Below are 24,862 nucleotides of genomic sequence, written 5' to 3' on the forward strand. Positions count from 1 at the left end.
AAATAAAGTCAACATTTACTTTTGTTAAAGTTATTATTACAATTAGTTATAGTGAAATAAATTTACTGTCTTGGAGGGAGAATGTTGAAAGATTGGGAACAATTGTTTCAAGAACTTGCAGTTGACCATCAAATGAATTTAGATGAAATTCCAAATATTAATTTGTACATGGACCAAGTGATTCAATTATTTGAAAGCAAATATGCTAAAACAAAGAGGAAAGAGGACGAAAAAATTTTGACGAAGACGATGATTAATAATTATGCGAAGGGACGATTATTGTTCCCGATAAAAAATAAAAAATATACGAAGGAACACTTAATTTTATTAAATTTTATTTACCAAATGAAGGGCGTCCTTTCCATAACTGATATAAAAGCGGTTTTAGAAAAAATAAATGAAAAAATCGAAGTGGATGAATTTGATCCTTCCGATATATATAACAGTTATTTACAATTAACGAATAAATATGCACACCATTTTAAGGAAAATTTGGAAACGATCTTTCAATTATCAAAAAAAGAGTTAGAAAAATTAGATGATCCGGATTCATCATATTTGGAAAAATTACTAATCATTTCTTCCCTTGCTTACTTGAGTAATTTATACAAACGTGCAGCGGAAAATCTAGTCGATGAATTATCAGCCGATTAACTGGGTCGGGGTTCCGGTTCCTTTGACCCACTTTCCAGGAAATGGTGGGTCGGGGTTCCGGTTCCCCCTGCCCTCCCGGTTCCCCCTGCCCACCTCCTACCTTACGTGCTATCGATTCGCCTTAAATCCTTTACCAGAAAAGGGTGAATTGCTAAACTTAAGATAAACAGATTAAATGGGAGTGAACATATAATGGACACCGTGCTCGTCATCGGAGGGGGAATAACCGGTCTTTCCGCACTATTCGAATTGCAAAAATGGAAAAGGAACACGGGTTATCCCGTCCGATTAATACTTACGGAAGCTTCTTCAAGTATGGGTGGGAAGATTCGAACGGTTAAAGAAAGCGGTTTTATTATGGAAACCGGTGCAGACTCGATTGTAACAAGAAAAATCATCGATCATCCGTTATTTCATGAACTCGAATTAAAACAAGAAACGGTTTTTAACCACACTGGCATTTCCTTTATTTATACGAATGGTCAGCTGGTCGAAATTCCAAAGGACTCGGTTTTCGGTATTCCAATCACGATCGAATCTTTAGCGAAGAGCCAATTGATTTCGGATCGGGGGAAGGTAGCTGCATTAAAGGACTTATATGTGGAAGATAATCCGTTTACCGAGCAGGATTCTATCGGGGATTTCCTCGAATATTATTTCGGAGAGGAATTGGTGAAAAAACAAGTTTCACCTGTACTTTCAGGGGTTTTTTCCGGTGAATTAAAAGAATTATCTATCCAGTCAACCCTTCCTTTCGTATATGAATATAAAAACAAATACGGCAGCATTATGAAAGGGTTGGAAAAAAATAAACATCGATTTATAAGAAAAGAAAAGGAAAAATTCTTATCCTTTGAACGTGGATTATCGACCATCATCGATAAATTAGTCGACCAATTGGAGGATGTGGAAATTTTCCAAAATTGGCAAGCGGTAAAAATTGAAAAACTGGATAGAAAATACAAGGTCCATTTTTCCAATGGAAAGCAGATTCTTGCCGATCGATTGATTCTCTCTATTTCGCATTTAGATGCGGAAAAATTATTCGATGACTCGGAATTACGTACATATTTCTCCAATATTAGGACTAAGTCGATCATTAGCGTGTATCTCGGATTAAATGTTACAAATGATGCTTTACCGAAAAATGGAACAGGATTTATCACTGAAAAGGGTTCTGATCTACTGTGTGGCGCTTGTACGTGGACAAGTAGGAAATGGATACATACATCAAAGAGTGGCAATTTACTCCTTCGTATGTTTTATAAAAGTTCCCATCCACGCTATGATTATATAGAAAAGCTATCGGATGAACAACTTGTCGAATTGGCACGGAATGATCTTAAAAACAGTATGGGAATTAGTGCACAACCAATTGTAAGCAATGTAAAGCGATGGGAAAATCAATTAACTGTGTATGATTTAAATCATTCCCGAACCGTTTCCCATTTGAGAGAAACATTAAAAAATCGATATCCGGGTATTTATGTATCGGGTAGTTCATATGATGGTGGAGGAATTCCCGATTGTATCAATGGTGGAATAAACAGTGCAAAGCAATTGATGTCAGAAATTGTAGGTACAACAGTTGAAAAATAAAAAATTTGTCAAACTAAAAATGAATCGGATGACGATTACATTCCAAATACGAGATGGGGGGATGGCCCATGGCCGATCTGACGCAAATTATGTCTTGGACGTTTTTAGAAGAAACCTCGGTGCCAAAGGAAGTGGAGAAAGTTCTCATCGAAGGAGAACGTGCAGAAATAGCTTATCGAACGATTCGTGATGTGGCTGTGATTACGAACAAGCGGATTATTATTGCGGACAGACAAGGATTAACAGGAAAAAAGGTAGAAATCTATACGATTCCGTTCAAATCAATCATTATGTACTCTACTGAAAATGGTGGCCGCTTGGACATGAATGCAGAGTTGGAACTGTGGACAAGGGTTGGCCGTTTGAAGTTGAATTTAAACAAAGGAGTAGATGTAAGGAAGCTGGATCGATTAATTGCCCAACATATTTTATAATGATTTCTTTTTTTGATGAACAGGATGTTATGAATAAATTACTATTCGAGTTGATAAAAATCGGACCCTAATTTCTTTCACCATCATACGTACCTTAAATAGAACTCATATTCAAAAAATAGATAAGGCCATTTACTGAATTTTTTCGCTCTTGATCCCTCCAATAAAAGAGATCAAGGGCTTTTTTTAATATCTACCCTCTTTGAAAACCGCAAAAAATCTTTTAACGCTTCCCACTCGTTTCCTTTCGATTTGATGGTTCCGTCCGTATAATACATAAAAATCAACATTCGTAACATAATTGATTTACTTATCATATGAAAAATATCATTTTTATAAAAAATACGGGATAAATTTTCCCTTTATTTTTCTATTTCTATATAAACACTTTTTAAATGGTGAACAATATCCACGCTTTTAAAATTTCCATTATGTTTTCTATTTCCCCTTGATAAATTGGAAATGACAGTTGGTATGAATCATTTCGATTGTCCTAAGAATTTTTTTAAGTATGGTTTTCCGATCCTTACTTACAGGTTCGAAAAAAAGATTACTAAAAAATCCTAGGTTGTACCTTTGTTTTATAGGGCACAACCTAGGATTGAAAGAAAGATCTATTATGAATACCAATACTTTTAGACCATTTTATCGGTCAAACTTTCGAATCAACTCTTTCTTTTTTTTTTTGGCGAATTTGCATTATTCCTTGTCCAAAAGTCTTTGTAACGACATATCCCCGTATTTAATCAAACCTTTTCGCCGCATATATTCAGAAATAATCAAAGTTAAAAAAGCTGGTCCAACAAAGTGTAGCAGGATGATTTTCATCAAAATTTCTCCACTAAACCCCATCGTTGTAATCGTCATAATTTGACCGACAAGACCGCTCGTTCCCATTCCCGCCCCAGCAGCGATGTTTTCCATTTTCCAAAGGGTCGTTCCGATTGGTGCAAGAATCGCCCCTGCGACTGTTGGAGGGATTAAAATTAGCGGGTTTCGAATGATATTTGGGACTTGTAACATCGACGTACCAAGCCCTTGTGAAAGTAACCCTCCAATTTTATTTTCACGGAAACTACTAACAGCAAATCCAATCATTTGTGCAGAACACCCGATCGTTGCGGCGCCGGCAGCGAGTCCATGTAGGTCGAGCATAAAGGCAATAGCAGCACTGGAAATGGGGGCTGTTAGCGCAAGTCCCATCAAAACTGCCACGATCACCCCCATAATAATCGGTCGTTGTTCAGTCGCCCAAATAATAATGGCACCAAAACCGGTCATAAAGGAATCGATACCAGGACCGATCCAAGATGCAACGGCGTAACCGAAAAAAATCGTAACGAAGGGTGTCACGATTATATCCACTTTCGTTTCTTTACTAACGAGTTTGCCGATTTCCGTTGATAAAAGGGCAGCTACGTAACTTCCTGCAGGTCCACCCAACGTTGCCCCTGCTGCTCCGCTTACGATTGCGGAAAAAAGAACGAGGGGCGGTGCCTTCAAACCATGGGCAATGGCAGCTCCTATGACAGGGCCCATAAGTCCCATCGCCAAATCCCCCATGTCGACGAGAAAAGGAAAGCCGAGTTGTTGACCGATTGTTTTAATGATTAATCCGATAATTAAAGAAGCAAAAAGTCCTAAAGCCATACTGCTGAGGGCATCGATAAAATAAATTTTCGGAGATAGGCTAACACCTTTTTTCTTTAAAAAGGATCTCATCTAGATCTTCCTTTCTAGTAAAGAAATTTCCTATGATTGTTCGTCATTGAAATTAGACGAATTTTTAAAATGAATATATAAAGACAAATTGACCGGTACGAATCGAAAATCGAAGTTTTTGTTAATATGTTCTTTGCAGGTATCATTTATAACTTATTTTTAAATTGGATCCGTTTATCTATGACATACATAAGTGGGGCACCGGCAGCCATAACGACAAATTCTCCAACGGCTGTGAACAACCACGATTCCCAAAACGGAAATCCTAGGGCAAGTTTTAACTCATACGCAATGATAAACATCATAAAACTGAAAATGATGGTGTTTGCTATCAATTTCATCCAAATATTTTTCATCCATTTCGTTACTAAAAGGGTAATTGCCAATGAAACAATCGAATGAAATACACCGAAAATTAAGTCGTAAGGCAACATATTAGAAAAAAATAGATTTGCGAAAAAAACGCCAATGACCACTCCGAAAAAATATTTTTTGTTAAAAATCACGAGATGGTTAAACATTTCAGGAATGCGAAATTGGATGTTCGAAAAAGCAATCGGTTGAATCACCGCTGTAACGGCAATATATAGAGCCGCTACAATTCCGTTTGTAACAATTGTTCTGATTTTCACATTTATCCTCTCCCTAGTTTTTTTACGTGGGATGGTCTCGAACCACGTCGGGTTTACCCGAAAATAGAACACTAAACAATAGTATAAAATAAAAAAGAGTTTTAAACAAAGCGAAAATATCCAAATCCCATTCTTTTGTTAAGCTATCATGAAATATTTTTTAGATGGATCATTCATAGGAAAGGCACCCCTTTAAATACCATGTAATAGGGCTGCCCCTTCCCTTATCCCTTGTGCGGATGGAATTAGTCGACAAATGAAAAGAAACTATTTTTTAACAAAATTGATGATGGTTGTACCTACCATTTGTAGGAAAAGTTTTTTCGACCCATGTTTGATAGATTCAATGAAACGATTAAAAAAGTTTGTCCAATAATTAAAGATGAAAAATGATAGGCGTCTTGCAACGAACGGTCCGGTAATATAAACTTTAAGGCGATATATATTGATTTCTGATAGAAGTGGTGAAGGTATGACAAAAAGTATGACAATGCAGGAAATTGAAATTCGAGAAGTATGCCTTCTGGCGGGGAAAATCATGTTAGAAAGTGGAGCTGAGACGTATCGGGTGGAGGATACGATGGTCAGAATTGCGACTTCCTATGGGGTAGAAAGTGCTGAAAGTTATGTAACGCCTACTGCCATTATTTTTACGATAGAAGGAGAACACCCGACAAAAACGAAAATGATTCGAATCATGAATAGAGGGACGGATTTAAATAAAATCGCAATGGTGAACAATATTTCAAGGGAGATTCATAGTGGAAAGTGGTCTGTGAGAGAAGCTTATCAATTGTTGAAGGAAATCGAGAAAAGTAACGTCAGTTATCCAATTTGGATACAAATTCTCGCTGCAACCATTGCCAGTGCTTGTTTTGTGATTATGTTCAATGGAAGATGGGATGATTTTCTTCCTGCATTTTTCGCAGGGGGGATTGGGTACTCATGGTTTTTATATATTGATCGTTTCGTCCATATCCGTTTTTTTTCCGAGTTTTCGGCCTCATTATTCATCGCACTTAGTGCAGTCGGCTTCGTATATTTCGGATTTGGTGTGGAAATCGATAAAATTGTTATCGGATCGGTTATGCCCCTTGTCCCAGGGCTTTTAATTACCAATGCGATCCGGGATTTAATGGCCGGTCATCTCGTTTCAGGGTTGACGAAAGGTGCAGAGGCTGTTTTAACGGCTTTTGCAATCGGTTCGGGTGTTGCGGTTATTCTCGTATTATTTTCATAAAAAAGGTCGACCACTAACCCTCGACCAATACATAAATTCAATTGGTGAATGTAATCAAACAAAGATGTTGTCTAAGTCTAGATTGTTGTAAGGAAGTGATAAAATGTTTTTTCAGTTACTAATGAGTTTTGCCGCCTCTTCGGGTTTTGGAATTATGTTTAATGTACCTAAAAATTCCATAATTCAGTGTGGTTTTACAGGAATGATCGGATGGTTAATCTATATCTCATTTGTTGGTCAAAAGGTGGACGCTGTTCCCGCTAGTTTTATTGCTTCTTTTTTTGTTGCCTTGATTAGCCATATTTTTGCGAAATGGTATAAAACACCCGTTATCGTTTTTATCGTTGGAGGCATTATTCCCCTTGTACCCGGAGGTTTGGCTTATGATGCCATGAGACATTTTGTTATTAATGATTACTATACTGCCATTCAATTAGCTGCAAAAGTGTTATTAGTTGCAGGTGCGATTGCCATTGGAATCGTATTTTCGGAAGTTTTTAATCAAATTTATAAAAGAATACGAATGGCAAAAATTAGACAATGAAATGATTTTCCGATTGATTGCTGGCAAATAGATCCGTTCGGTCACCTGAATATAAAGGTGGAAAAGGTTTACGATTATAAGGAAATTCGTAAGAAACGGGATGCAAGTCCTATTTTTTTTCCACAAAAATCAAGTTATAATGAATAAATAATAGTCGGATAATTCTTACATATTTAAACGATGAGGGTTTATATTAAAAGGAATAGGGTGATCGTTATGGAAGACAGTCTCATTGAAAAAACCTTTTATCAATCTATGCTGCAGTCAGGGCATAGACATCCTATGAAAGATTTAGGTGAGCTTTTTTTCACAGAGCAAACAAAAGAAATACCCGATGCATCATATATCCGTTTTTCCCAAGGGGAAGTGTATTATCATCATAAAGATTACGAGGCGGCAATTTACAAATGGGAAAATGTACATAACGAACTGGAACCTTGGGCGAAAAAAAATATAGCCGATGCATATACAAAATTGGAGTTATTTTCAACCGCTGAAGAAATATACAAATCGATTGTAACGGATTCAAAAATCTTGAAAATAGAAATATTTTTCGGTTTGTTTGATCTGTATTTGCAACAAGAACGGGTAGAAGATGCGGATCAAATGATAAAACAAATGCTATCCCTTGATCCAGATTATTCAAATGTCACCGATCTTGCTCGAAATTTTTATGAAGAACATGAAAAATGGCTGGATGCGGTGAACTTGGCGATTCAAGAGGCCATTCGAACGGAGTCGGTCAACTGGTTTGACCTGCTGGACCATTATGTCCAAAAAGGGTACACCCTCAAGATCGATCTGGATCTGAAAATGTTGACCTATGCCTTATCCCTTTTATACCGAATTGATTTTTCCAAATTCGAACAACTCCTTTCAAATCTGTGGAAAAGTTATGAGGGAACTCCTCGATTTTTACAATGGGTGCAAGAAATGACGACATTCCTTTTAACTTTTGATTGGAAGACGGATCGAAATTGGCAACATCTCCCAAATATCCTCCAAGAAACATACGAACAGTTAACTTCCGGAACGTATGCATTTTCCTCTGTATCTGATATTATGCCTAACTTTCTTCGCTTATGGATCAACATAGTCCCTATTGAAAAAGCCGTTGTACCGAGTGCTTATATCTTTGCATGGCATGAGAAAATCAGGGGAGATATTCCGAAAGAATTGCTGGAGAGGGCTGAGAAAACAATTTTTGAAATTTCTCCGAAAGTAGACATATTTGATCATGTAATCCGTTTGTTTAAAGACGTGGAAAAATGGGCTGAAAATAATCAATTGGAAATTCATCAAATGTATAAACAATTGTTAAAGGAATTGGTGGATGATCGCCAATTAATCGGAGTTATAAGTGCATCCGGTTCGGAAAAAATGCATTTTATCCATTCCTTTTTAAATGAATCGATTTTTTATGAACAGCCAAATTCGATCGTTTCCTTATTCAAATATGATGATTCTTTATCAATTGAAGAGATTTCGGAAAAAGAAGTTTGCCACATATCCGATTTTGAACAATATCAAGTCATGATTTCTAAAAAACGTCCAATAGAAAATAGTTTGGTCCGTATCTTGTTTCCAAATCGTTTGCTACAGGATTATCCACTCACTTTAATGGAATTTCCCGAATATCCCGATTTCCAACGTATATCAAAACCAATGACCGATTATTTATATGCCATTGATTCCCTCGTTTATTTTTGTAATGAAGTCCCATTAAAGGAAAGCGATTATTTCCTATTAAAGGGGATTCAACAAAAGTTTCCCGATCTACCAATTTGTTGTGTGATAAAAGAGCCGAATGGAAAAAATAACCAGAAAAATTTTTCCACAAATGAAATGAATCAATTTGCTAAACACGGAATTAGGGCATCGGTTTTTTATTACTCTGCATCGAAAAAAGGAAGAAGGGAACTCGCCCAATCGTTAACAAAGCTAGTGGATGAAAAAAAGATAAAACATATTCGACCGATAAAATTTGTATTCTTTTTACAAAAATTGATGGATCATCTGTTAACTCAACGGGAGAAAATGGAGAATAAACGATTGGAATATATTGATCAACAGGAAGACTTAGCTTCACGAATCCAAGGTGTTATTCATCAATTAAAAGATTTGGAAGAGGAAACGATTACTGTAATTCGTCATTCTTATCAAAATGTAAAAGATGATGTTAAAAAGGAAATCATGGGAAAGTTACCGAAACTTTTAAAAGAAAAAGGGGACCGGATTACGGAAAATCACAAGTTTCATCATATTGTTCAACAGATTAATGAAGAAATGAATGCCACAATTGAAACATTTATATTCGAAGAGATTCGACCACTTTTCTTTAATAAAATCCAAGATTGGTTAACTTTAGTGGAAGATGAACTAAAAAAGGGAAAAACCTTTCTCGATGAAGTTAATGATGGATTTTATTCCATGATTGGAGAAAGAAAATTCCAACTCCAATGGGATTTTCAAATAATTAATGATTGGCAAAGGGATGTTAACCGTTTGGCTGGAAGAATTCAGTTGGAAGAGGAACCGATTTTATCGCCGTATACCCCATATCAGTTGCTTCTAATTAGCACAGGGAAGATATTAGATTGGTTAAAAAAAGATAAAGCATTCATTGCCAACCGATTTAAACAATATGTGAGAAGAAGGGATTATGAACGGGTGGCTCAAACGGTTGCGGAAACATTTTTTTCATCCTTTATGATTTTAGAAAAGGGTTTTGAACAAGATATTCCCTCATTTTTTCAGCCATCCTTCGATCAACTGGAAAGGTTTGAAAGGGAGTTAAAAGAAGAGATTGCTGAAAAAAGACGGGAATTGGAAATGATAAAAAATCGTTCTACATCTTTTAGCGATCCACTCCAGTTTTTTGAGATTAGGAGAATGCAATGGGAATTTCTTCTTAGAGCCCAACAATCATATGTACCGGTTTCGGGATAGATCTATCGAGCTTTAATCGATTTGGAAATGGAGACATGCAACCGTTCTTTTTTTCCTTTGATCCCCATATATATGAAATATAAAGGATGGGGAGGTGTCCGTATACATGCAAGAACAACAAGAAATGATTACCGAAAAAATGGTAGAAACGTATTTCCAACTAAGTAAAAAGGCAAAGGAAATTGAAAGGGAATTATCCAATTTAAAAAAACGGTTCAATCAATATTTTGATTCGACAGTCGGTGAAAATCGAAAGGGTGAAATTGTATTTAATCATTATATCCTTCACCGGCAAATCCGTGTTTTAGAAAAATATCAAGAGGAAGAAGCGATAGCGAAATTAGAAGAAAAAAATTTAACCGATTTTATTAAAGTGGTAAAGCAAGTCGATACGGATAAAATAAAGGCCGCCATCGAGCTCGGGCTTGTGGATGCGGATTTTTTATCCCCTTATAAAAAGAAAAAATATTCGGCTGCCTTTCATGTAAAGGAACGATAAATCAGTTCGTATGTGTTAAATTCAGACGAAAGTATATACCCCTTGTTGTTCTTTTTTTTTGCAAAAAACAATCCAAAACAGGTGAAAGGGAACGGATTTCGACTGTTTCGCTACGGTTACGAATAGTGTATAATATGTATATAAAACTTTTTTCATAGAAGGGATGGGAAATGAAAGAGATCACCGACAGTTTAAAAGAACCATTCGATACAAAAGCGATCGATTATATTACACTACTAAATTTTGATGAAACCCTTACCCACCAATTATCTCTTCAAAAACTACCCCATGAATGGATTGATTTTTCAGATATACACCATAAAAATGGCTTTTGCGAAGAAACATCTCTAAAAAAAATTCGATCCCGACTCCAAAAAAGAAAAGTTAGTAAGCTTTCTTATATCGGAAGCGGAAACTATCATTATGTTACCTATTTATTTTTAGAAAGGATTAACCGACCCTTTTCCCTTATTTTATTTGATCATCACTCGGATCTTTTTGACCATGGGCCACTGATTTCTTGTGGGTCTTGGGTGAAATATTCCCTTTATCATTTTCATCATTTAAACAAAGTAGTAATCATCGGTGTAAACGAGGAAGATTATCATTATTTTCAAAATAATCCGATTTTTAAAGAAAAAATCATGATGATTAATGAACAAAAATTGTATCGGACGCCGTTACATATTTTAGTAAACGATATTCGGGAACATTTAAAAGATGAAAAAAGGATTTATATTAGTGTTGATAAAGATGTGTTAAACCCATCGGAAGCTGTCACCAATTGGGATCAAGGTAGCATGTCCGTCGTACAAATGTTGTATATTATCGAAAAACTATTATCCCATTATTCGTTTATAGGGATGGATGTATGTGGAGAATTTATTAAAAATATTGAAAGTGAATATAAATTTGTGGCATTGGATCGGGTGAAAATGAATGAAATTGTAAATGTTACGCTAGCCGGTTTTATAAAAGGATTATCTGAGGGAGACGATCAAGGACATTCTTCGTCTGTACATGCAACGTAGCAATCCCTTTATTTTTCTGTGACAATGAAAATGTAAATTCATTCATTTTCACCGGTTACCTCTCTTTTTTATATAGGCCACTCAAGGATTGTGAAATATTTCACATAATAGCCATAATTTTTCTGCCCAATCGTCCATTGTTCAGTTATAATAAAAGTGAGTTAAGAACTCATTTATTTTTATAGCTTTGTGGGTCAGTAAATGACCGTGATGGACAAAAAACGACCAATAAAAGGGGGAATATGAAATGTCCACGAAAGAAAAACAAGTGAAAAAAACCGTTGACTCTTATAAGGAAGTTGATGAGTTAGTAAAAAAGGGTCAGAAGGCGCTCGAACAATTTATGGACTTGGATCAAGAAAAAGTTGATTATATTGTCAAAGAAATGGCGTTGGCTGGTCTAAATGAACATATGAAATTAGCAAAAATGGCATATGATGAAACGAAACGTGGCGTGTATGAAGATAAGGTTATTAAAAATCTTTTTGCTACAGAATACATCTATCATCATATTAAATACGATAAAACAGTTGGTATTATTAAGGAAAATGATCATGAAGGAATTGTAGAAATTGCCGAACCAGTAGGTGTAATCGCTGGAGTCACTCCCGTTACGAATCCGACTTCCACGACGATGTTCAAAGCGTTAATTTCAATTAAGACGCGAAATCCAATCATTTTTGCATTCCATCCTTCTGCACAACAATGTAGTAAGGAAGCAGCAAAAACATTGTTAGAAGCAGCTGTGAAAGCAGGAGCTCCAGAAAACTGTATTCAATGGATCGAACATCCGGCTGTTGAAGCGACCCAATATTTAATGAAACATCCTGGAATTTCGTTGATTTTAGCAACGGGTGGTTCAGGAATGGTGAAATCCGCATACAGTTCTGGAAAGCCTGCCCTCGGAGTTGGCCCAGGAAACGTTCCTTGCTATATTGAAAAAACGGCCAATATTAAACGGGCGGTCAACGACTTAATTTTATCGAAAACCTTCGATAACGGAATGATTTGTGCTTCTGAACAAGCGGTTATCATCGATAAAGAAATTTATACGAAAGTGAAAAACGAATTAATTAGTAATAACTGTTATTTCTTAAGCAAAGATGAAAAGAAAAAAGTGGAAAAAGTGGTTATTAATGAGGAAACCGGATCCGTAAACCCGGTCATCGTCGGTATGCCTGCAGAGGTAATCGCAAATATGGCTGGGGTGAAAGTGCCAGAAAAAACGAAAATATTACTTGCTGAAATTGAAAAAGTAGGACCGGAAGAACCCCTTTCCAGAGAAAAATTAAGTCCGGTATTGGCATGCTTTAAAGTAAACAGTACAGAAGAAGGAATCCAACGGGCAGAACAAATGCTAGCCTTTGGAGGACTCGGTCACTCCGCTGTTATTCATTCGGAAAACGATGACGTCATTCTTGAATATGGAAGACGAATGAAAGCAGGACGGGTCATCGTCAACCAACCGTCATCCCAAGGAGCCATCGGTGATATTTATAACGCATATATTCCATCCTTGACATTAGGTTGCGGAACCTATGGAGGAAACTCGGTATCGACAAACGTCGGTGCAACACATTTAGTCAATAAAAAGACTGTAGCGAAGAGACGTGTAAATATGCAATGGTTTAAAGTTCCACCGAAAATATACTTTGAAAAAAATGCAACTCAATATTTGTCTAAAATGCCGAACATTTCACGGGCTTTTATCGTAACGGACCCAGGTATGGTAAAACTCGGATATGTGGATAAAGTATTGTATCACTTACGGAATCGTCCGGATTACGTTCATTGTGAAATTTTCTCGGAAGTGGAACCAGATCCGTCCGTTGACACGGTGATGAAAGGCGTCGAAATGATGTTCAATTTCCAACCGGATGTCATCATCGCCTTAGGTGGAGGTTCTCCGATGGATGCGGCAAAAGCGATGTGGTTATTTTACGAACATCCGGAAATCGAATTTAACGGTTTGAAACAGAAATTTTTAGATATTCGGAAACGGGTATTTAAATATCCACAATTAGGTGGAAAGGCAAAAATGGTTGCCATACCAACGACATCTGGAACCGGATCGGAAGTGACATCTTTCTCCGTTATAACTGACAAAGATCTAGACATTAAATATCCGTTAGCTGACTATGAAATGACACCAGATGTTGCCATTATCGACCCAACCTATGTGATGTCTGTACCGAAAACTGTTACAGCAGACACTGGAATGGACGTTTTGACCCATGCAATTGAAGCGTACGTATCCAATATGGCAAATGATTATACCGACGGATTGGCGATCAAAGCAATTCAATTAGTATTTGAATATTTGCCACGGGCTTATAAAAATGGAAATGATGAACTAGCTCGGGAAAAAATGCATAATGCTTCAACGATTGCGGGTATGGCATTTTCCAACGCGTTTCTCGGAATTAACCATAGTTTAGCCCATAAACTTGGCGGTGCATTTAAAATCGCCCACGGGCGTGCAAATACCGTATTGTTGCCGCACGTAATCCGATACAATGCAACCAAACCGACGAAATTTGCTGCATTTCCAAAATACGAACATTTCAAAGCTGACGTGCGATATGCAGAAATTGCGAAAATTCTCGGTCTTCCTGCAAGAACGACCGAAGAAGGCGTGGAAAGTTTGATTCAAGCTATTGTTAACTTAGCGAAGGAATTGGATATTCCAATGAGTTTAGAAGCAAATGGCATTGATCGGGAAGAATTTGAAAGTAAAGTAGCTGAACTTGCAGATCTTGCCTTTGAAGATCAATGTACGACTGCAAATCCGAAATTACCTCTTGTGAGTGAATTGGAAGAGATTTACCGAAAAGCTTATATCGGTGTAAAATAAAATAATAAAAAGGGAAAAACTGTCTCATAAGGCGAGAAATCGTTTGAGGAGACAGTTTTTCTTTTAACAAAGAAGAATCGTAAACACGATTTCCGTGATTAAAGTAAATGAAAGTTTAGGTTCTTTCAGTTTTATTGTAAAATAAATGTAATACGAATTGGAGGAGTGAATCATTGTGGCTATAGGAAGAAACGATCCTTGTCCGTGTGGCAGTGGAAAAAAATATAAACATTGTTGTGGAAAAACGAATGTCGTTTCCCTCAATTATATCATTTTAGATGAGCTGAAAAAAATACAATTTGACATACTTTCCTTTGCTGATCAATACTTGCAAAATATGGATATGAAAAACTTGCGGAAGATTGCCCCGAGGATCAAAAAACAGCATATTTCTGACGACATGCTCGATGTTCTCTTTTCATATTGGTATATTCTGAACGGAAAAACCAAGGATGGACAACCAATTTTAAAAACTTTTGTTGCAAAAGAAATTTCTTTAATTCAACGATCAAAGACTAGGTCAATTGTTGGAAATTGGCCAGGAAATCTTCATGTCGCGTTTGGTTTGGTGGAGAAAATTAATCCGCAAAAATTTGAAATTTTTGATTGGCTTAGTGAAAGAACTTATACCGTTTATACGAAGGAAGATATTGTAGATCATACGATTCATTTTACGTTACTCCTTCCCTTTGAAAATGGAAACTGGTTTCAAATCGGTCCCCCATTGAATATTTCACCCCGTTTCCTAACCCCACTGAACGATTGGATTTACGACGCGTTTGAAACTTCTGGAAAAGATGATCCAGAAAGCTTTTTACGGGAAGAGTTCATCCTTCTGTTTAATGAATTAATGGGTAAACTGAAACAATTGGATTGTGAAGAAAACGAAACAGCCTTGGAGAAACAACCGAAAGAAGAAGTTTCCATTGATATTCCAATTCAAAAAGCTATTGAAATCATCAAGTGGAAAAAACCTGTATATCGACAAGTAATTGAAGAATTGCTGGAGGATGTAGAAATGCTCGGTTCATTGGATGATGAAATTCCAGCGAAAGCACTGGCCCTTTGGTTTACTTTTTGTGAAGAAAAACAGCCTACGATTAAAAAGCCGGACATATATATAGCTGCATTAATTTATACATTTCAATCGTTAAACTTGTTACAAACCGCTTTTACATATTCTAAATTGGCGACGATGTATGGAGTTTCTTCATCAAGTATTTCAAAAGTTGCAAATGAAATGATGGATTTTTTTTATGAAAAAGCACTTGAGGCTTCGGAAGGGGTTCAATATCGGACACTCCAAGAACCAAGGGCAGTGGAAAGAACGACTTGGTTGTTAGGATTACAACTGCAAGAAGAGGAATTTGATAGGGATGATGAGACCCAATCCTTTTTCGAAAACAAACAAATCGAAGACAAGCTAAAAACATTGACATCCCCTAGACACCGTGCTCAAGCCTTGCTATACGATGCCTTTGAATCAGAGGGAGAAGAAAAATTGAATTTAGCGAAAGAGGCACTCAAAATATATTCGAATAGTCCCGACGCCTATACAATTTTAGCAGAATTTGAACGTGATGAAGAAGCCGCTTTCGATTGGTTGGAAAAAGGGGTAAAAGTCGGCTCTGAAGAATGGAAAGAAGAAATGAAAGATAGAAATTATCCCTTTTGGAGTGATGTTGAAACCCGCCCGTTTATGCGTGCAAAATATAATTACGCCTTATTAGCAAAATGGCTGGGGAAAATATCGGATGCGATTACCCAATTTGAAGAGCTCTTGAAATTAAATCCTAACGATAATCAGGGAGCTCGTTATTTATTGATTCCATATTGTATTCAGGAAGGAATGGTTCAAAAGACGAAACAGATTATTGAACAATATGGAGATGAGGATACGGTTTTTTTTCACATGTATACCTTAATGATTGAATTAGAATTAAATGGAATAACCCCCACCGCAAAATCAATTTGGAAAAAAATGTTAAAAAGAAATCGTTATATCACCGATTATTTAACGGGGAAAAAGAAATTACCTGAAGAAATTCCTTTTCATTATTCATTTGGTTCTAAGGAAGAAGCTGAAATTTTAGTAGAAGAAATTTATGATATTTTGATTGAACGTAAGAAAATTCGTGAGGGATTAACAAAACTTCTTGGAGAAAAGCTTTCATTACATTAGGAGAGAAAGGCGGTGGTTTGCGGCCACTGCCTTTTTAGAACTGTTCGATTCCTTTGAAATGCGGATCATTTATTAGATGGTTTCAAAATTTGAATACTCTACATATAATATGTGAAAAATTACACAAATAAAAAAGAGCGTTTAAATTTATACAACCGAGAAAGATTTCTTAAATGTAAAAAAATGGGAAACACTACCGATATATAAAATAAGGTAATGTTTTCTAGATGAAATCCATATATTTCAATTCGGAAAAATTGATACAACAGGTTCATAGACTTTTTTCATAAAAAAAGAGAATGAAAAGGAAGGATGGACCTTGGACAAAATGATTGAAAAAATAATTCGAGATTATACGTATACGAATGTTTTTCAACCGATTTACCGATTGGATACGATTGACATCATTGGTTATGAAAGCCTTTTTCGCAGTGAAATGGCCTCTCCTGAAACGTTATTTCGTCTTGCCCATATGACAAATGAAGTTTTTGAACTTGATTTATTATCAATGAAAAATTCGATAGAAATTTTTACCGATTATTGTCCAGCTTCACATACATTAGAGTTGAATTTATTTTTAAACGTGTTTCCATCCACGTTAACGAATAATCGATTTGTAAAATTTTTGAATCAAATGGAAGAAGCGTATCGAAATGTTCTAGGGGAGATCGTATTTGAAATCAATGAAGCAGAAAATACGGAGGACATCCATCAGTTGAAAATAATAACGAAACAGTTGAAGGACAAAGGTTATAAAATTGCATTAGATGATTTAGGTAGTGGATATTCTTCGCTGAAAATGTTATTTGAATTGGAACCGAATTTAGTGAAAATCGATAAGTATTTTGCAAGAGGGTTGCATAAAGATCAGAAAAAACAAGATTTGTTAAAACTGTTTGCTAGTTTTGCAAAGGATGATGTCGATATAGTATTGGAAGGAATAGAATATAAAGAGGACTTACAAGCAGCTCAATCTATTGGAATAGACCTCGGGCAAGGTTATTTATTAGGGAAACCGTCCCCATTAGGAAATATGTTATCAATTGTCAATCAAAAATAGGGGATAACTGCATTATCCCCAATCTGATTTCATTGATTTCGAATGTTTTTGAAGATATGTTGTAATTTGGTCGAAGGGAATTGGGCGGCTAAAATAATATCCCTGTCCTAGAACGTTTTGATATTTATTTAAGAAATTGACGTGCTCAGACAATTCTACGCCTTCTGCGATGATTTTCAATTGTAAGAAATTTGCCATAGCGATGATTGCGTTCGTTAATTTTGCGATCTCTTTATCTTTACAAAGATCAAAGACATAAGATTTATCGATTTTAATCGTATCGACGGTAATTTGTTTTAAATAGCCGATGGAGGAAAATCCTTTCCCAAAATCATCAATAGCGATACGAAACTGTTGTTCTTTTAATTTTTTAATTGTTCGAATTAAATCGGAATCTTCGAACAAGGCGACGGTCTCAGTAATCTCAAATTGGAAATGCTCAGGTTTTAATCCATATATTTCAGGTAAGGAGATAATTCGTTTAATAAAATCAGAATGTTTCAATTGCTTCAACGAGAGATTAATACTGATATAAAGATGTTGAAAACCTTTTTCATGTAATTGTTTTAAATCTTGGGCTGCTGTTTCCATTACTTGTGAACCGATGGGGATGATTAACCCGTTATTTTCGGCGACTTGAATAAATTCGGAAGGGGGGATAAAACCGGACTTTGGATGTTTCCACCTAGCTAAAGCTTCCAAACCGGAAATTTCTTTTGTACGTAAATCGACAATCGGTTGGTAATGAACGGAAATTTCTCCATTGGAAATGGCCGCATACAAATGCTGTTCAATCCACGCGTTCCGAATTCTCCGCTGTTCCAATTCATCGCTATAAAATAAATAGCGGTTTTTCCCTTTTTTCTTCGCTTCGAACAAGGCGATGTCCGATACTTGCAATAATTTCGTTCCATCGAGGCCATCATAAGGGAACATACTAATTCCAATCGATGCGGAGGTGAAAATTTCCAAACTATCAATGGAAAATGGCCGATTGATGACTTCAATAATTTTTTTTGCAACGGTTTCCACCTTTTCTTTATTTCCCTTAATGAATAGAGCAAATTCATCTCCACTATGATGGGATACAAAAAGATCGGTATGAATCGAATTGAGGCGTTTTCCAATTTCCCTCAAAAGTCGATCTCCTACGACATGACCAAATGAATCATTAATATTTTTAAAATTATCCAAATCGAGATAAAGAACGGCAAATTGTTCAGTGACATTCGCCTTGTTAACCTCTTCATCTAGTTTTTCCAAAAAATAGCGACGGTTGGGTAAACCTGTCAACATATCGTAGTATGCTTGCTGTTTGATTTTTTTAACATATTGTTTTTGCTTTTCAATATTTTGGAAGGCAACGACGGAACCAATGATTTCGTTATTTTCAATAAGCGGTGTAGCGGTATAGGATACAGGCATTTTGTAACCATCTTTTCGAATAAAAATATCATCATCGGTTCGAACGGTCGTTTTCACCTTCAGGCATCGGTGAATTGGACATTCTTCTGGGTCCATGATATGCTCATTGTTTTCCCCATGAACGTGGATCAGGTCGTGAATTTCTTTACCGATTAGTTCGTGCTTTTTGTATCCGAGCAATCGTTCCCCTTCAGGATTAATAAATACTAATTTCCGATTTTTATCCAAGACAAAAATGCCTTCACCGAGGGAATCGGTAATGGCTTGAATCTGATTTTCCCTTTTTCTTAAAGCAGATCGCGTTTCGAATAATGCGTGGAACGGTGTTTTAATATTGGCTACATAAATCCCCCGCATAAAATAGACGTATCCGATAATTTTATATAAATGACCGAGCATATTAATCGAATCATACACACTCGTGTAAGACGAAAAAATAAGTTCGCTATTTAATAAGAAAACAAGAGCTAAAATGATATCTAATGTTGAGGACGTTCGTTCCCTTTTATAATGGAAATGCAATCGGAAAATCGATAGGGCAATAATGAAGACGATTAATATTTCGAGTCCTTTTTTTAGGGTAGTCGTACCTTCTCCATCTACAACTAAAGTGGGCAAATGTTCGTGGAAAATCATAAGAATCCCACTGACAAGGGTAACGTATAAAAGGGAAAAAATAAATGGTTTTTTTCTTTGGTTGGCCGTTTCCTTATTTTGTCCTGCAACAAAAACGAGCAAGAAAATCGATTGGGTTAGGCGGGCAGTAATCCAAAACCATGTGGCTAAATTAGCGGAACTATCTACTAAAACAAGACCCGGCATTCCTTTATACGTCATCATATGGAAAAGGTCTAAAATGGCGATGGAAAAAAAGGCGATAAAAATATTAATGTCGTTTTTTAAACGGCTATATGGAAAGAAAATCCAACTTTGCATAGCGATCGTGAAAGAGATTACGATACTCGCCAACTCTAGTAGAATATGAAAAACTAAAAAATGATTTTCATCATAAACGAAAAGATGTTGTTGAAAAAAAATAAACAAAAAAGTGGTCGTTAAAAATACGAGTATCGTCATACCAGCCGTTTTTTGTTCCGATTTATTCATGTGTAAAGAAAGTCGGTTTTTCATTACTTTTTTCCTGCCCTTCAAACAAAATAGCCGAAAAAAGAAACATTTTCCTTCTCCCCTACTTTTAAGATACAATATTTTTCAAAAAATGTCGAAAAAAATTAAACCGTGTAGAGTTTTGAAAAGCCCCTACGATCTTACAAAAAGTTATTTCTTTTCCCTTATTGGTTTTTCATTTTGAACGATAGACCACTTTGTTCCGAATATTTTTTGCTTCATAGAGGGCTTCATCTACACGCTTGTACAATTTGTCAAAGGAATCGCCCATTTTCCATGATGTAACACCGATACTAATTGTAATTTTTATTTGAATTTCACCAAACTGAAATATAGATTGTTCAATTAATTGGCGCGTCCGTTCAGCTATTTTAAGGGCAGCATTCATTTCTGTGCTTGGCAAAAGAATAATGAATTCTTCTCCACCAAGTCGACCGACTACATCGGATTTTCGAACGGTCTGTTGTAATAAACTTGCGATTTCAAATAATATTTTATCGCCAAAATCATGACCAAATTGATCGTTCACACTTTTAAATCGATCCACATCGATTAAAAGGACAGAAAAGGGTATGGCATGGCAATTCGCATCTTTAATAAAGGCATGCATTAATTGTTCCATAAATCTTCTGTTATACGTGCCGGTCAGATAATCGGTTTTTGCTTCCATTTCTCGCAATCGATTCAATGACTCTAATTTCTTAACTGTTTTTTTCAATTCCTCATTTTTTTCTTCCAATTGCCTGGCAGTTTGGTCAAGTAGCCGGTTTAATTCTTTATTTTGCTTTAACATTAAAAACTGCCTAAACAAAATGAGCAAAATACCAACTAAAAACATAAAAAGTAATACATTCGTCGAAAGGATATGGGGAATGAAAAGCAAGGATAAAATAATGATACTTAATGTATGTAATATATTTTGATTCATATATTTTTTTATCCAAGAAAATGAACGATGATCATGGACCTCTTTCGAAAATAAAGCTGACAATCCGAACAATAAGAAGGTTAATGCCGAAAGCGGTTCAATGATGCTTTCGAAAGCATACGAGTCCGATGCAGTGAAAAATAAAAATATGGAATCTGTTACAACATACAACAGGGTAGCAATCGTTAAGCTGTTCAACGTCGAGGAAGATAAAGTTTTACTATCCAACAAAAAACGGGTATGAAACAAACCGAATAATACGAGTAATTCTAATAATGGATAAGAAATCGAGACAATGATTTCTAATCTAGGGGCTGGATTTTTTAAGTAAATCGGTTCGATGAAAAAATACCAGCAAATAATTGAAATAACGATGATCGTAATAAAAATATCGATAAGAACAACCATCATTCCCGGTTTATTTTCATGTCTACTAACAAAATAGATTAATCCACAAAGGAAAAGGAATGGATGTAGTAGGAAAAAAATGTCAATATAACTTGGATAGGGCGGAATCTCGAAGATGTAATAATGACCAAGCCATAAACTTTGTCCGATAAGATAAAATATAGTGCCGAAAAAGAGGAGCCCCCAAAATATCTTTTCCTTTTGATTTTCTCGACGCCATTCTTGATAGATGAGGATCGATGCAATGAGCGGGGCTAAGATCGACCCTATTCCTAATCCAATTTGTTTGAACATACCATGAGGAAACCAAAACAGAAAGGAAAAATGTATAATCGTATAAATGAATATAAAAGAAATGAAAACATGCGGATTTACATTAATTTTTTTTGCATTCATAAATCCTCGCCCCATTATTTAACTAATACGGTCGATAATTCATTAAGATGGTTAAAAAAGTTTAACGGTAAATTAATTTTCTAAAACATGTAAATTAATAGGTATAAATACATAGGACTTTATACCTATAATTGTATCAAATATGGAAAAAAAGTCTATCGGAAACAAGAATTATGCTATTTATGCTGACTGAATATTACGTTCATTTTTCCCACATAAAATAAAATGAGGAATGCGGACTTTGAAAACTATAAGGGTAATCAGTGTTACTGACCACGAGTAATTGAGAAACATACTGTTATGATTTGGAAGTTCAAACAAATGCAATTTAGGTAAGAGATGTGAAAAATTTATCGATACGTCAAATATGCTGCCCAAGTTGAAAGACAAAAGAACATTTTTCAAAATCTAGCTTGACAGAAGTGGTTCGATTCAGTAAGATTAAATAAACAATATATGAACATATATTAATATAATAATATTTATTTTTAATAAAGGGGAGTATACAATGAACGAAAAAGAGGGATTGAATACGATAGAAGATCGGGGAGAATTTTTGGATGAAGAGACGTTATTCATTGTTTCACAAACATTTAAAGCATTATCAGAACCAACACGAATCAAAATATTGTACCTTTTGTCAAAAGGAGAGTATTCGGTGAATGAAATCGCAGAAAAATTATCCCTTCAGCAAACGACCGTATCCCACCAATTACGTTTTTTGAAAAACTTGAGGTTGGTGAAATTTCGTAGGGAAAAAACGACTCTTTTTTATTCTTGTGATGATGAGCATGTGATGGATCTTTTAAAACAGACGATTGATCATGCTCGACATCATTAAATTGGAGGATTGGAAATGAAAGAATATAAAGTAAAAGGTTTATCCTGTGCAAATTGTGCCCGGGAGATGGAAGAAGCGATTCAAAAATTGGAAAAGGGAGAAAATGCAAAACTGCTTTTCAATTCCAGTAAACTATTAGTCGATCCGTCCATTAATATGGAAAAGGTAGAGAAAATATTGGCGACAGATGGTGCCTCAATCGAATATGAGAAAACGAATGGATTCAATAATCGGTTGATGCATAAAGAAAAAAAGGGGTTATCCCTATTCCTCGATGAAGGTGCTTTATTGAAGCTGTATATTGGCATTGCTACTGTCCTTTTTTTAATCGCGATCGTATTTGAGGGGAAATGGGATGACAGATGGATCGTTTCCATTTACCTTGTATCTACTGCCCTTAGCGGATATAAAACCTTTATGAAGGGTTTAAATAATTTACGATCTTTGAAATTCAATATCGATACATTAATGACGATTGCTTTAATCGGGGCCTTCGGAATCGGTGAATGGAAGGAAGGAACGCTTGTTGCCATATTGTTCGGTGTCAATGAATATTTGGAAGGGCTCGGTATGGAAAAGGCGAGACGATCGATGGAAGAGTTGTTAAAAATTGCCCCAAAACAGGCGACGGTAATAGAAAATGAAAAGACGTTCGTCATCCCTGTCCAATCGTTAAAAAAGGGCCAAATTGTACTCGTCCGCTCAGGAGAACAAATCCCTTCCGATGGGATCATTATCGAAGGTACGAGTTCTGTGAATGAAGCTGCAATTACAGGTGAATCTTTACCAGTGGAAAAAGAAATGGGTGATTCGGTCTATGGGGGTAGCATAAATAATGAAGGTCTATTAAAAATCGAGATTACGAAGGCTTATGAAGATTCGTCTTTAGCGAAAATATTGCATCTCGTGGAAGAAGCCCAAGAAACGAAAACGCCGATGGAATTATTTATTAATCGGTTTGCAAAATACTATACCCCATTGATCATGGTCATTTCTCTTCTCGTTATGACCGTTCCACCCCTTCTTTTTGGTGGTGATTGGAAAGCATGGTTTTACCAAGGTTTGGCGGTATTAATTATCGGTTGCCCGTGTTCGTTAATCCTCGCATCACCGATTGCGATCATCTCTGGCATTACGCGAAACGCACGGCACGGGATTCTCGTCAAAGGTGGAGTTTTTCTCGAACAATTAGGAAAAATCGACACGATTGCCTTCGATAAAACCGGTACACTGACGAAAGGGAAACCGTACGTGGAAAAAATTGTATCCTATGATGACGATTTTCTATTCGTTGCTGGTTCTTTAGAAAAATCTTCATCCCATCCGATTGCAAAGGCGATTGTGGAAAAGGTAGAACAATTAGGGGTTCGATTCCCATCACCCGATGAGTTGACCACCCTTTCTGGACAGGGAATTAAAGGGATCGTAAATGGAAAGGAATATTGGGCTGGAAATGAAAAGAACCTTTCTCATATAACGATTCCGGAAAAGGTACAAAGGGATATCAATGCATTGAAAGAAACAGGCTATACGATTGTGATCGTTGCGGATCGTTCAAAAATATTAGGTGTTTTTGGAATCGCTGATCAAATTCGTGAGGAAAGCAAAGAAGTTATTGCAAAACTTCATCGTACGGGCTTGAAACACACGATCATGCTGACAGGGGACCACGAGAAAACGGCGGAAAAGGTCGCAAAACAACTCGGTGTGACGGATTTTTACGGAAATTTGATGCCGGATGAAAAGTTGCAACTTATTCAAAAATTGAAGAAGGAAAATCGTGTTGCAATGGTAGGTGACGGTATTAACGATGCTCCAGCCCTTGCTGCAGCGGATTTAGGAATCGCTATGGGAAAGGGGACGGACAGTGCTATTGAGACGGCGGACATCGTTTTAATGCAAGACCATCTTGGCAAACTTCCCGATGCCATTAAGCTATCTAAAAGGGTGAATAAAACAATCGTATTTAATATTACCCTAGCGTTAGGTTTAAAGCTGATTGCTTTACTACTGGCCATTCCGGGATGGTTAACGTTATGGATTGCAATCTTATCAGATATGGGGGCAACGATTATCGTTACATTAATCAGCCTGACGATATTAATTGAAAAAAACAAGGGAAAAGGAAATCTGCAATATTAAAAAACAAAATCGGGTTTTCCAATCATAATTGGAAAGCCTTTTTTTATTCTTTTGTATTGGTTTTAACAGTTTAACAAATTGGACATTTAATACGAGTGAAAGGGTTTGGAGCATAGCAATGGATTGAAGAGTTTATTTTTTTATCTTTTCTGTTGACATTTTTTCCTATATCTATTAAAGTTTCCTTAAGGAAA

Annotated in this window: 17 protein-coding genes and 1 riboswitch; of the genes, 13 read left to right on the forward strand and 4 right to left on the reverse strand. The window is 36.2% G+C overall.

All coding sequences use genetic code 11. The features are described 5' to 3' along the window. The first annotated feature begins 84 nt into the window (after nucleotides 1-84). The 3 genes from OE105_RS00865 to OE105_RS00875 all read left to right on the forward strand — a co-directional run bounded on the left by OE105_RS00865 (nucleotide 85) and on the right by OE105_RS00875 (nucleotide 2,687). Nucleotides 85-654 carry a DUF1836 domain-containing protein gene (locus OE105_RS00865; RefSeq protein WP_275420859.1) on the forward strand — a complete coding sequence of 190 codons (570 nt, stop codon included), beginning with the start codon at nucleotides 85-87 and terminating at the stop codon, nucleotides 652-654. Between the two features lie 192 nt (nucleotides 655-846). Beyond that, nucleotides 847-2,253, forward strand: a complete 1,407-nt coding sequence (gene hemG / locus OE105_RS00870) for a protoporphyrinogen oxidase (protein WP_275420860.1) — start codon at nucleotides 847-849, stop codon at nucleotides 2,251-2,253. Nucleotides 2,254-2,321: 68 nt separating this feature from the next. Next, a complete protein-coding gene (locus OE105_RS00875; protein ID WP_275420861.1) occupies nucleotides 2,322-2,687 on the forward strand; it encodes a PH domain-containing protein in 366 nt (121 codons plus the stop codon). 699 nt (nucleotides 2,688-3,386) lie between these two features. On the opposite strand, the gene OE105_RS00880 is transcribed toward OE105_RS00875, so the two are convergent. Both OE105_RS00880 and OE105_RS00885 read right to left on the reverse strand, forming a co-directional pair. Next, nucleotides 3,387-4,409 (reverse strand): PTS sugar transporter subunit IIC, encoded by a 1,023-nt coding sequence (locus tag OE105_RS00880; RefSeq protein ID WP_275420862.1) that lies wholly within the window; start codon nucleotides 4,407-4,409, stop codon nucleotides 3,387-3,389. A 146-nt stretch (nucleotides 4,410-4,555) separates the two neighbouring features. Next, nucleotides 4,556-5,041: a QueT transporter family protein gene (locus OE105_RS00885; RefSeq protein ID WP_275420863.1), complete on the reverse strand. Its 486-nt coding sequence runs from the start codon at nucleotides 5,039-5,041 to the stop codon at nucleotides 4,556-4,558. A 7-nt stretch (nucleotides 5,042-5,048) separates the two neighbouring features. After that, nucleotides 5,049-5,093, reverse strand: a riboswitch (PreQ1 riboswitch). 420 nt (nucleotides 5,094-5,513) lie between these two features. Between OE105_RS00885 and OE105_RS00890 the strand changes: the two genes are divergently transcribed. From OE105_RS00890 to OE105_RS00925, 8 genes are all read left to right on the forward strand, one after another. Further along, nucleotides 5,514-6,281, forward strand: coding sequence for a threonine/serine exporter family protein (locus tag OE105_RS00890; RefSeq protein WP_275420864.1), 768 nt, complete (start codon nucleotides 5,514-5,516; stop codon nucleotides 6,279-6,281). 103 nt (nucleotides 6,282-6,384) lie between these two features. Further along, on the forward strand, nucleotides 6,385-6,825 hold the full coding sequence (locus OE105_RS00895; RefSeq protein WP_275420865.1) for a threonine/serine exporter family protein: 441 nt from the start codon (nucleotides 6,385-6,387) through the stop codon (nucleotides 6,823-6,825). 216 nt (nucleotides 6,826-7,041) lie between these two features. Then, nucleotides 7,042-9,774, forward strand: coding sequence for a tetratricopeptide repeat protein (locus OE105_RS00900; RefSeq protein ID WP_275420866.1), 2,733 nt, complete (start codon nucleotides 7,042-7,044; stop codon nucleotides 9,772-9,774). A 106-nt stretch (nucleotides 9,775-9,880) separates the two neighbouring features. Beyond that, entirely contained in the window at nucleotides 9,881-10,273 is a 393-nt protein-coding gene (locus OE105_RS00905; protein ID WP_275420867.1) for a hypothetical protein, read from the forward strand. Between the two features lie 170 nt (nucleotides 10,274-10,443). Continuing rightward, the gene (locus tag OE105_RS00910) at nucleotides 10,444-11,304 is read left to right on the forward strand and encodes an arginase family protein (protein ID WP_275420868.1); all 861 of its coding nucleotides are present in this window, start codon (nucleotides 10,444-10,446) and stop codon (nucleotides 11,302-11,304) included. A gap of 247 nt (nucleotides 11,305-11,551) precedes the next feature. Continuing rightward, complete coding sequence (gene adhE, locus OE105_RS00915; protein WP_275420869.1) at nucleotides 11,552-14,158, forward strand: bifunctional acetaldehyde-CoA/alcohol dehydrogenase; 2,607 nt, start codon at nucleotides 11,552-11,554, stop codon at nucleotides 14,156-14,158. A gap of 175 nt (nucleotides 14,159-14,333) precedes the next feature. Beyond that, on the forward strand, nucleotides 14,334-16,340 hold the full coding sequence (locus OE105_RS00920; RefSeq protein ID WP_275420870.1) for an SEC-C domain-containing protein: 2,007 nt from the start codon (nucleotides 14,334-14,336) through the stop codon (nucleotides 16,338-16,340). Nucleotides 16,341-16,668: 328 nt separating this feature from the next. Then, entirely contained in the window at nucleotides 16,669-17,400 is a 732-nt protein-coding gene (locus tag OE105_RS00925) for an EAL domain-containing protein (protein WP_275422059.1), read from the forward strand. A 12-nt stretch (nucleotides 17,401-17,412) separates the two neighbouring features. On the opposite strand, the gene OE105_RS00930 is transcribed toward OE105_RS00925, so the two are convergent. Beyond that, nucleotides 17,413-19,956 (reverse strand): bifunctional diguanylate cyclase/phosphodiesterase, encoded by a 2,544-nt coding sequence (locus tag OE105_RS00930; protein WP_275420871.1) that lies wholly within the window; start codon nucleotides 19,954-19,956, stop codon nucleotides 17,413-17,415. A gap of 172 nt (nucleotides 19,957-20,128) precedes the next feature. Beyond that, entirely contained in the window at nucleotides 20,129-21,685 is a 1,557-nt protein-coding gene (locus tag OE105_RS00935; protein WP_275420872.1) for a GGDEF domain-containing protein, read from the reverse strand. Nucleotides 21,686-22,193: 508 nt separating this feature from the next. On the opposite strand from OE105_RS00935, the gene OE105_RS00940 reads away from it, so the two are divergent. Then, nucleotides 22,194-22,526, forward strand: coding sequence for an ArsR/SmtB family transcription factor (locus OE105_RS00940; protein ID WP_275420873.1), 333 nt, complete (start codon nucleotides 22,194-22,196; stop codon nucleotides 22,524-22,526). 15 nt (nucleotides 22,527-22,541) lie between these two features. Further along, a complete protein-coding gene (locus tag OE105_RS00945; protein WP_275420874.1) occupies nucleotides 22,542-24,668 on the forward strand; it encodes a heavy metal translocating P-type ATPase in 2,127 nt (708 codons plus the stop codon). The last annotated feature ends 194 nt before the right edge of the window (nucleotides 24,669-24,862 follow it).

The sequence above is a fragment of the Fervidibacillus halotolerans genome (assembly GCF_026547205.1).
GTDB lineage: Bacteria > Bacillota > Bacilli > Bacillales > Caldibacillaceae > Fervidibacillus > Fervidibacillus halotolerans.

Excerpts from the sequence above, each read along its gene's own strand:
- OE105_RS00880 (WP_275420862.1), bottom strand. The coding sequence starts at position 4,409 with ATGAGATCCTTTTTAAAGAAAAAAGGTGTTAGCCTATCTCCGAAAATT.
- OE105_RS00875 (WP_275420861.1), top strand. The coding sequence starts at position 2,322 with ATGGCCGATCTGACGCAAATTATGTCTTGGACGTTTTTAGAAGAAACC.
- OE105_RS00895 (WP_275420865.1), top strand. The coding sequence starts at position 6,385 with ATGTTTTTTCAGTTACTAATGAGTTTTGCCGCCTCTTCGGGTTTTGGA.
- OE105_RS00900 (WP_275420866.1), top strand. The coding sequence starts at position 7,042 with ATGGAAGACAGTCTCATTGAAAAAACCTTTTATCAATCTATGCTGCAG.
- OE105_RS00945 (WP_275420874.1), top strand. The coding sequence starts at position 22,542 with ATGAAAGAATATAAAGTAAAAGGTTTATCCTGTGCAAATTGTGCCCGG.
- OE105_RS00910 (WP_275420868.1), top strand. The coding sequence starts at position 10,444 with ATGAAAGAGATCACCGACAGTTTAAAAGAACCATTCGATACAAAAGCG.
- OE105_RS00905 (WP_275420867.1), top strand. The coding sequence starts at position 9,881 with ATGCAAGAACAACAAGAAATGATTACCGAAAAAATGGTAGAAACGTAT.
- hemG (WP_275420860.1), top strand. The coding sequence starts at position 847 with ATGGACACCGTGCTCGTCATCGGAGGGGGAATAACCGGTCTTTCCGCA.
- adhE (WP_275420869.1), top strand. The coding sequence starts at position 11,552 with ATGTCCACGAAAGAAAAACAAGTGAAAAAAACCGTTGACTCTTATAAG.
- OE105_RS00930 (WP_275420871.1), bottom strand. The coding sequence starts at position 19,956 with ATGAAAAACCGACTTTCTTTACACATGAATAAATCGGAACAAAAAACG.
- OE105_RS00940 (WP_275420873.1), top strand. The coding sequence starts at position 22,194 with ATGAACGAAAAAGAGGGATTGAATACGATAGAAGATCGGGGAGAATTT.
- OE105_RS00935 (WP_275420872.1), bottom strand. The coding sequence starts at position 21,685 with ATGAATGCAAAAAAAATTAATGTAAATCCGCATGTTTTCATTTCTTTT.
- OE105_RS00890 (WP_275420864.1), top strand. The coding sequence starts at position 5,514 with ATGACAAAAAGTATGACAATGCAGGAAATTGAAATTCGAGAAGTATGC.
- OE105_RS00925 (WP_275422059.1), top strand. The coding sequence starts at position 16,669 with ATGATTGAAAAAATAATTCGAGATTATACGTATACGAATGTTTTTCAA.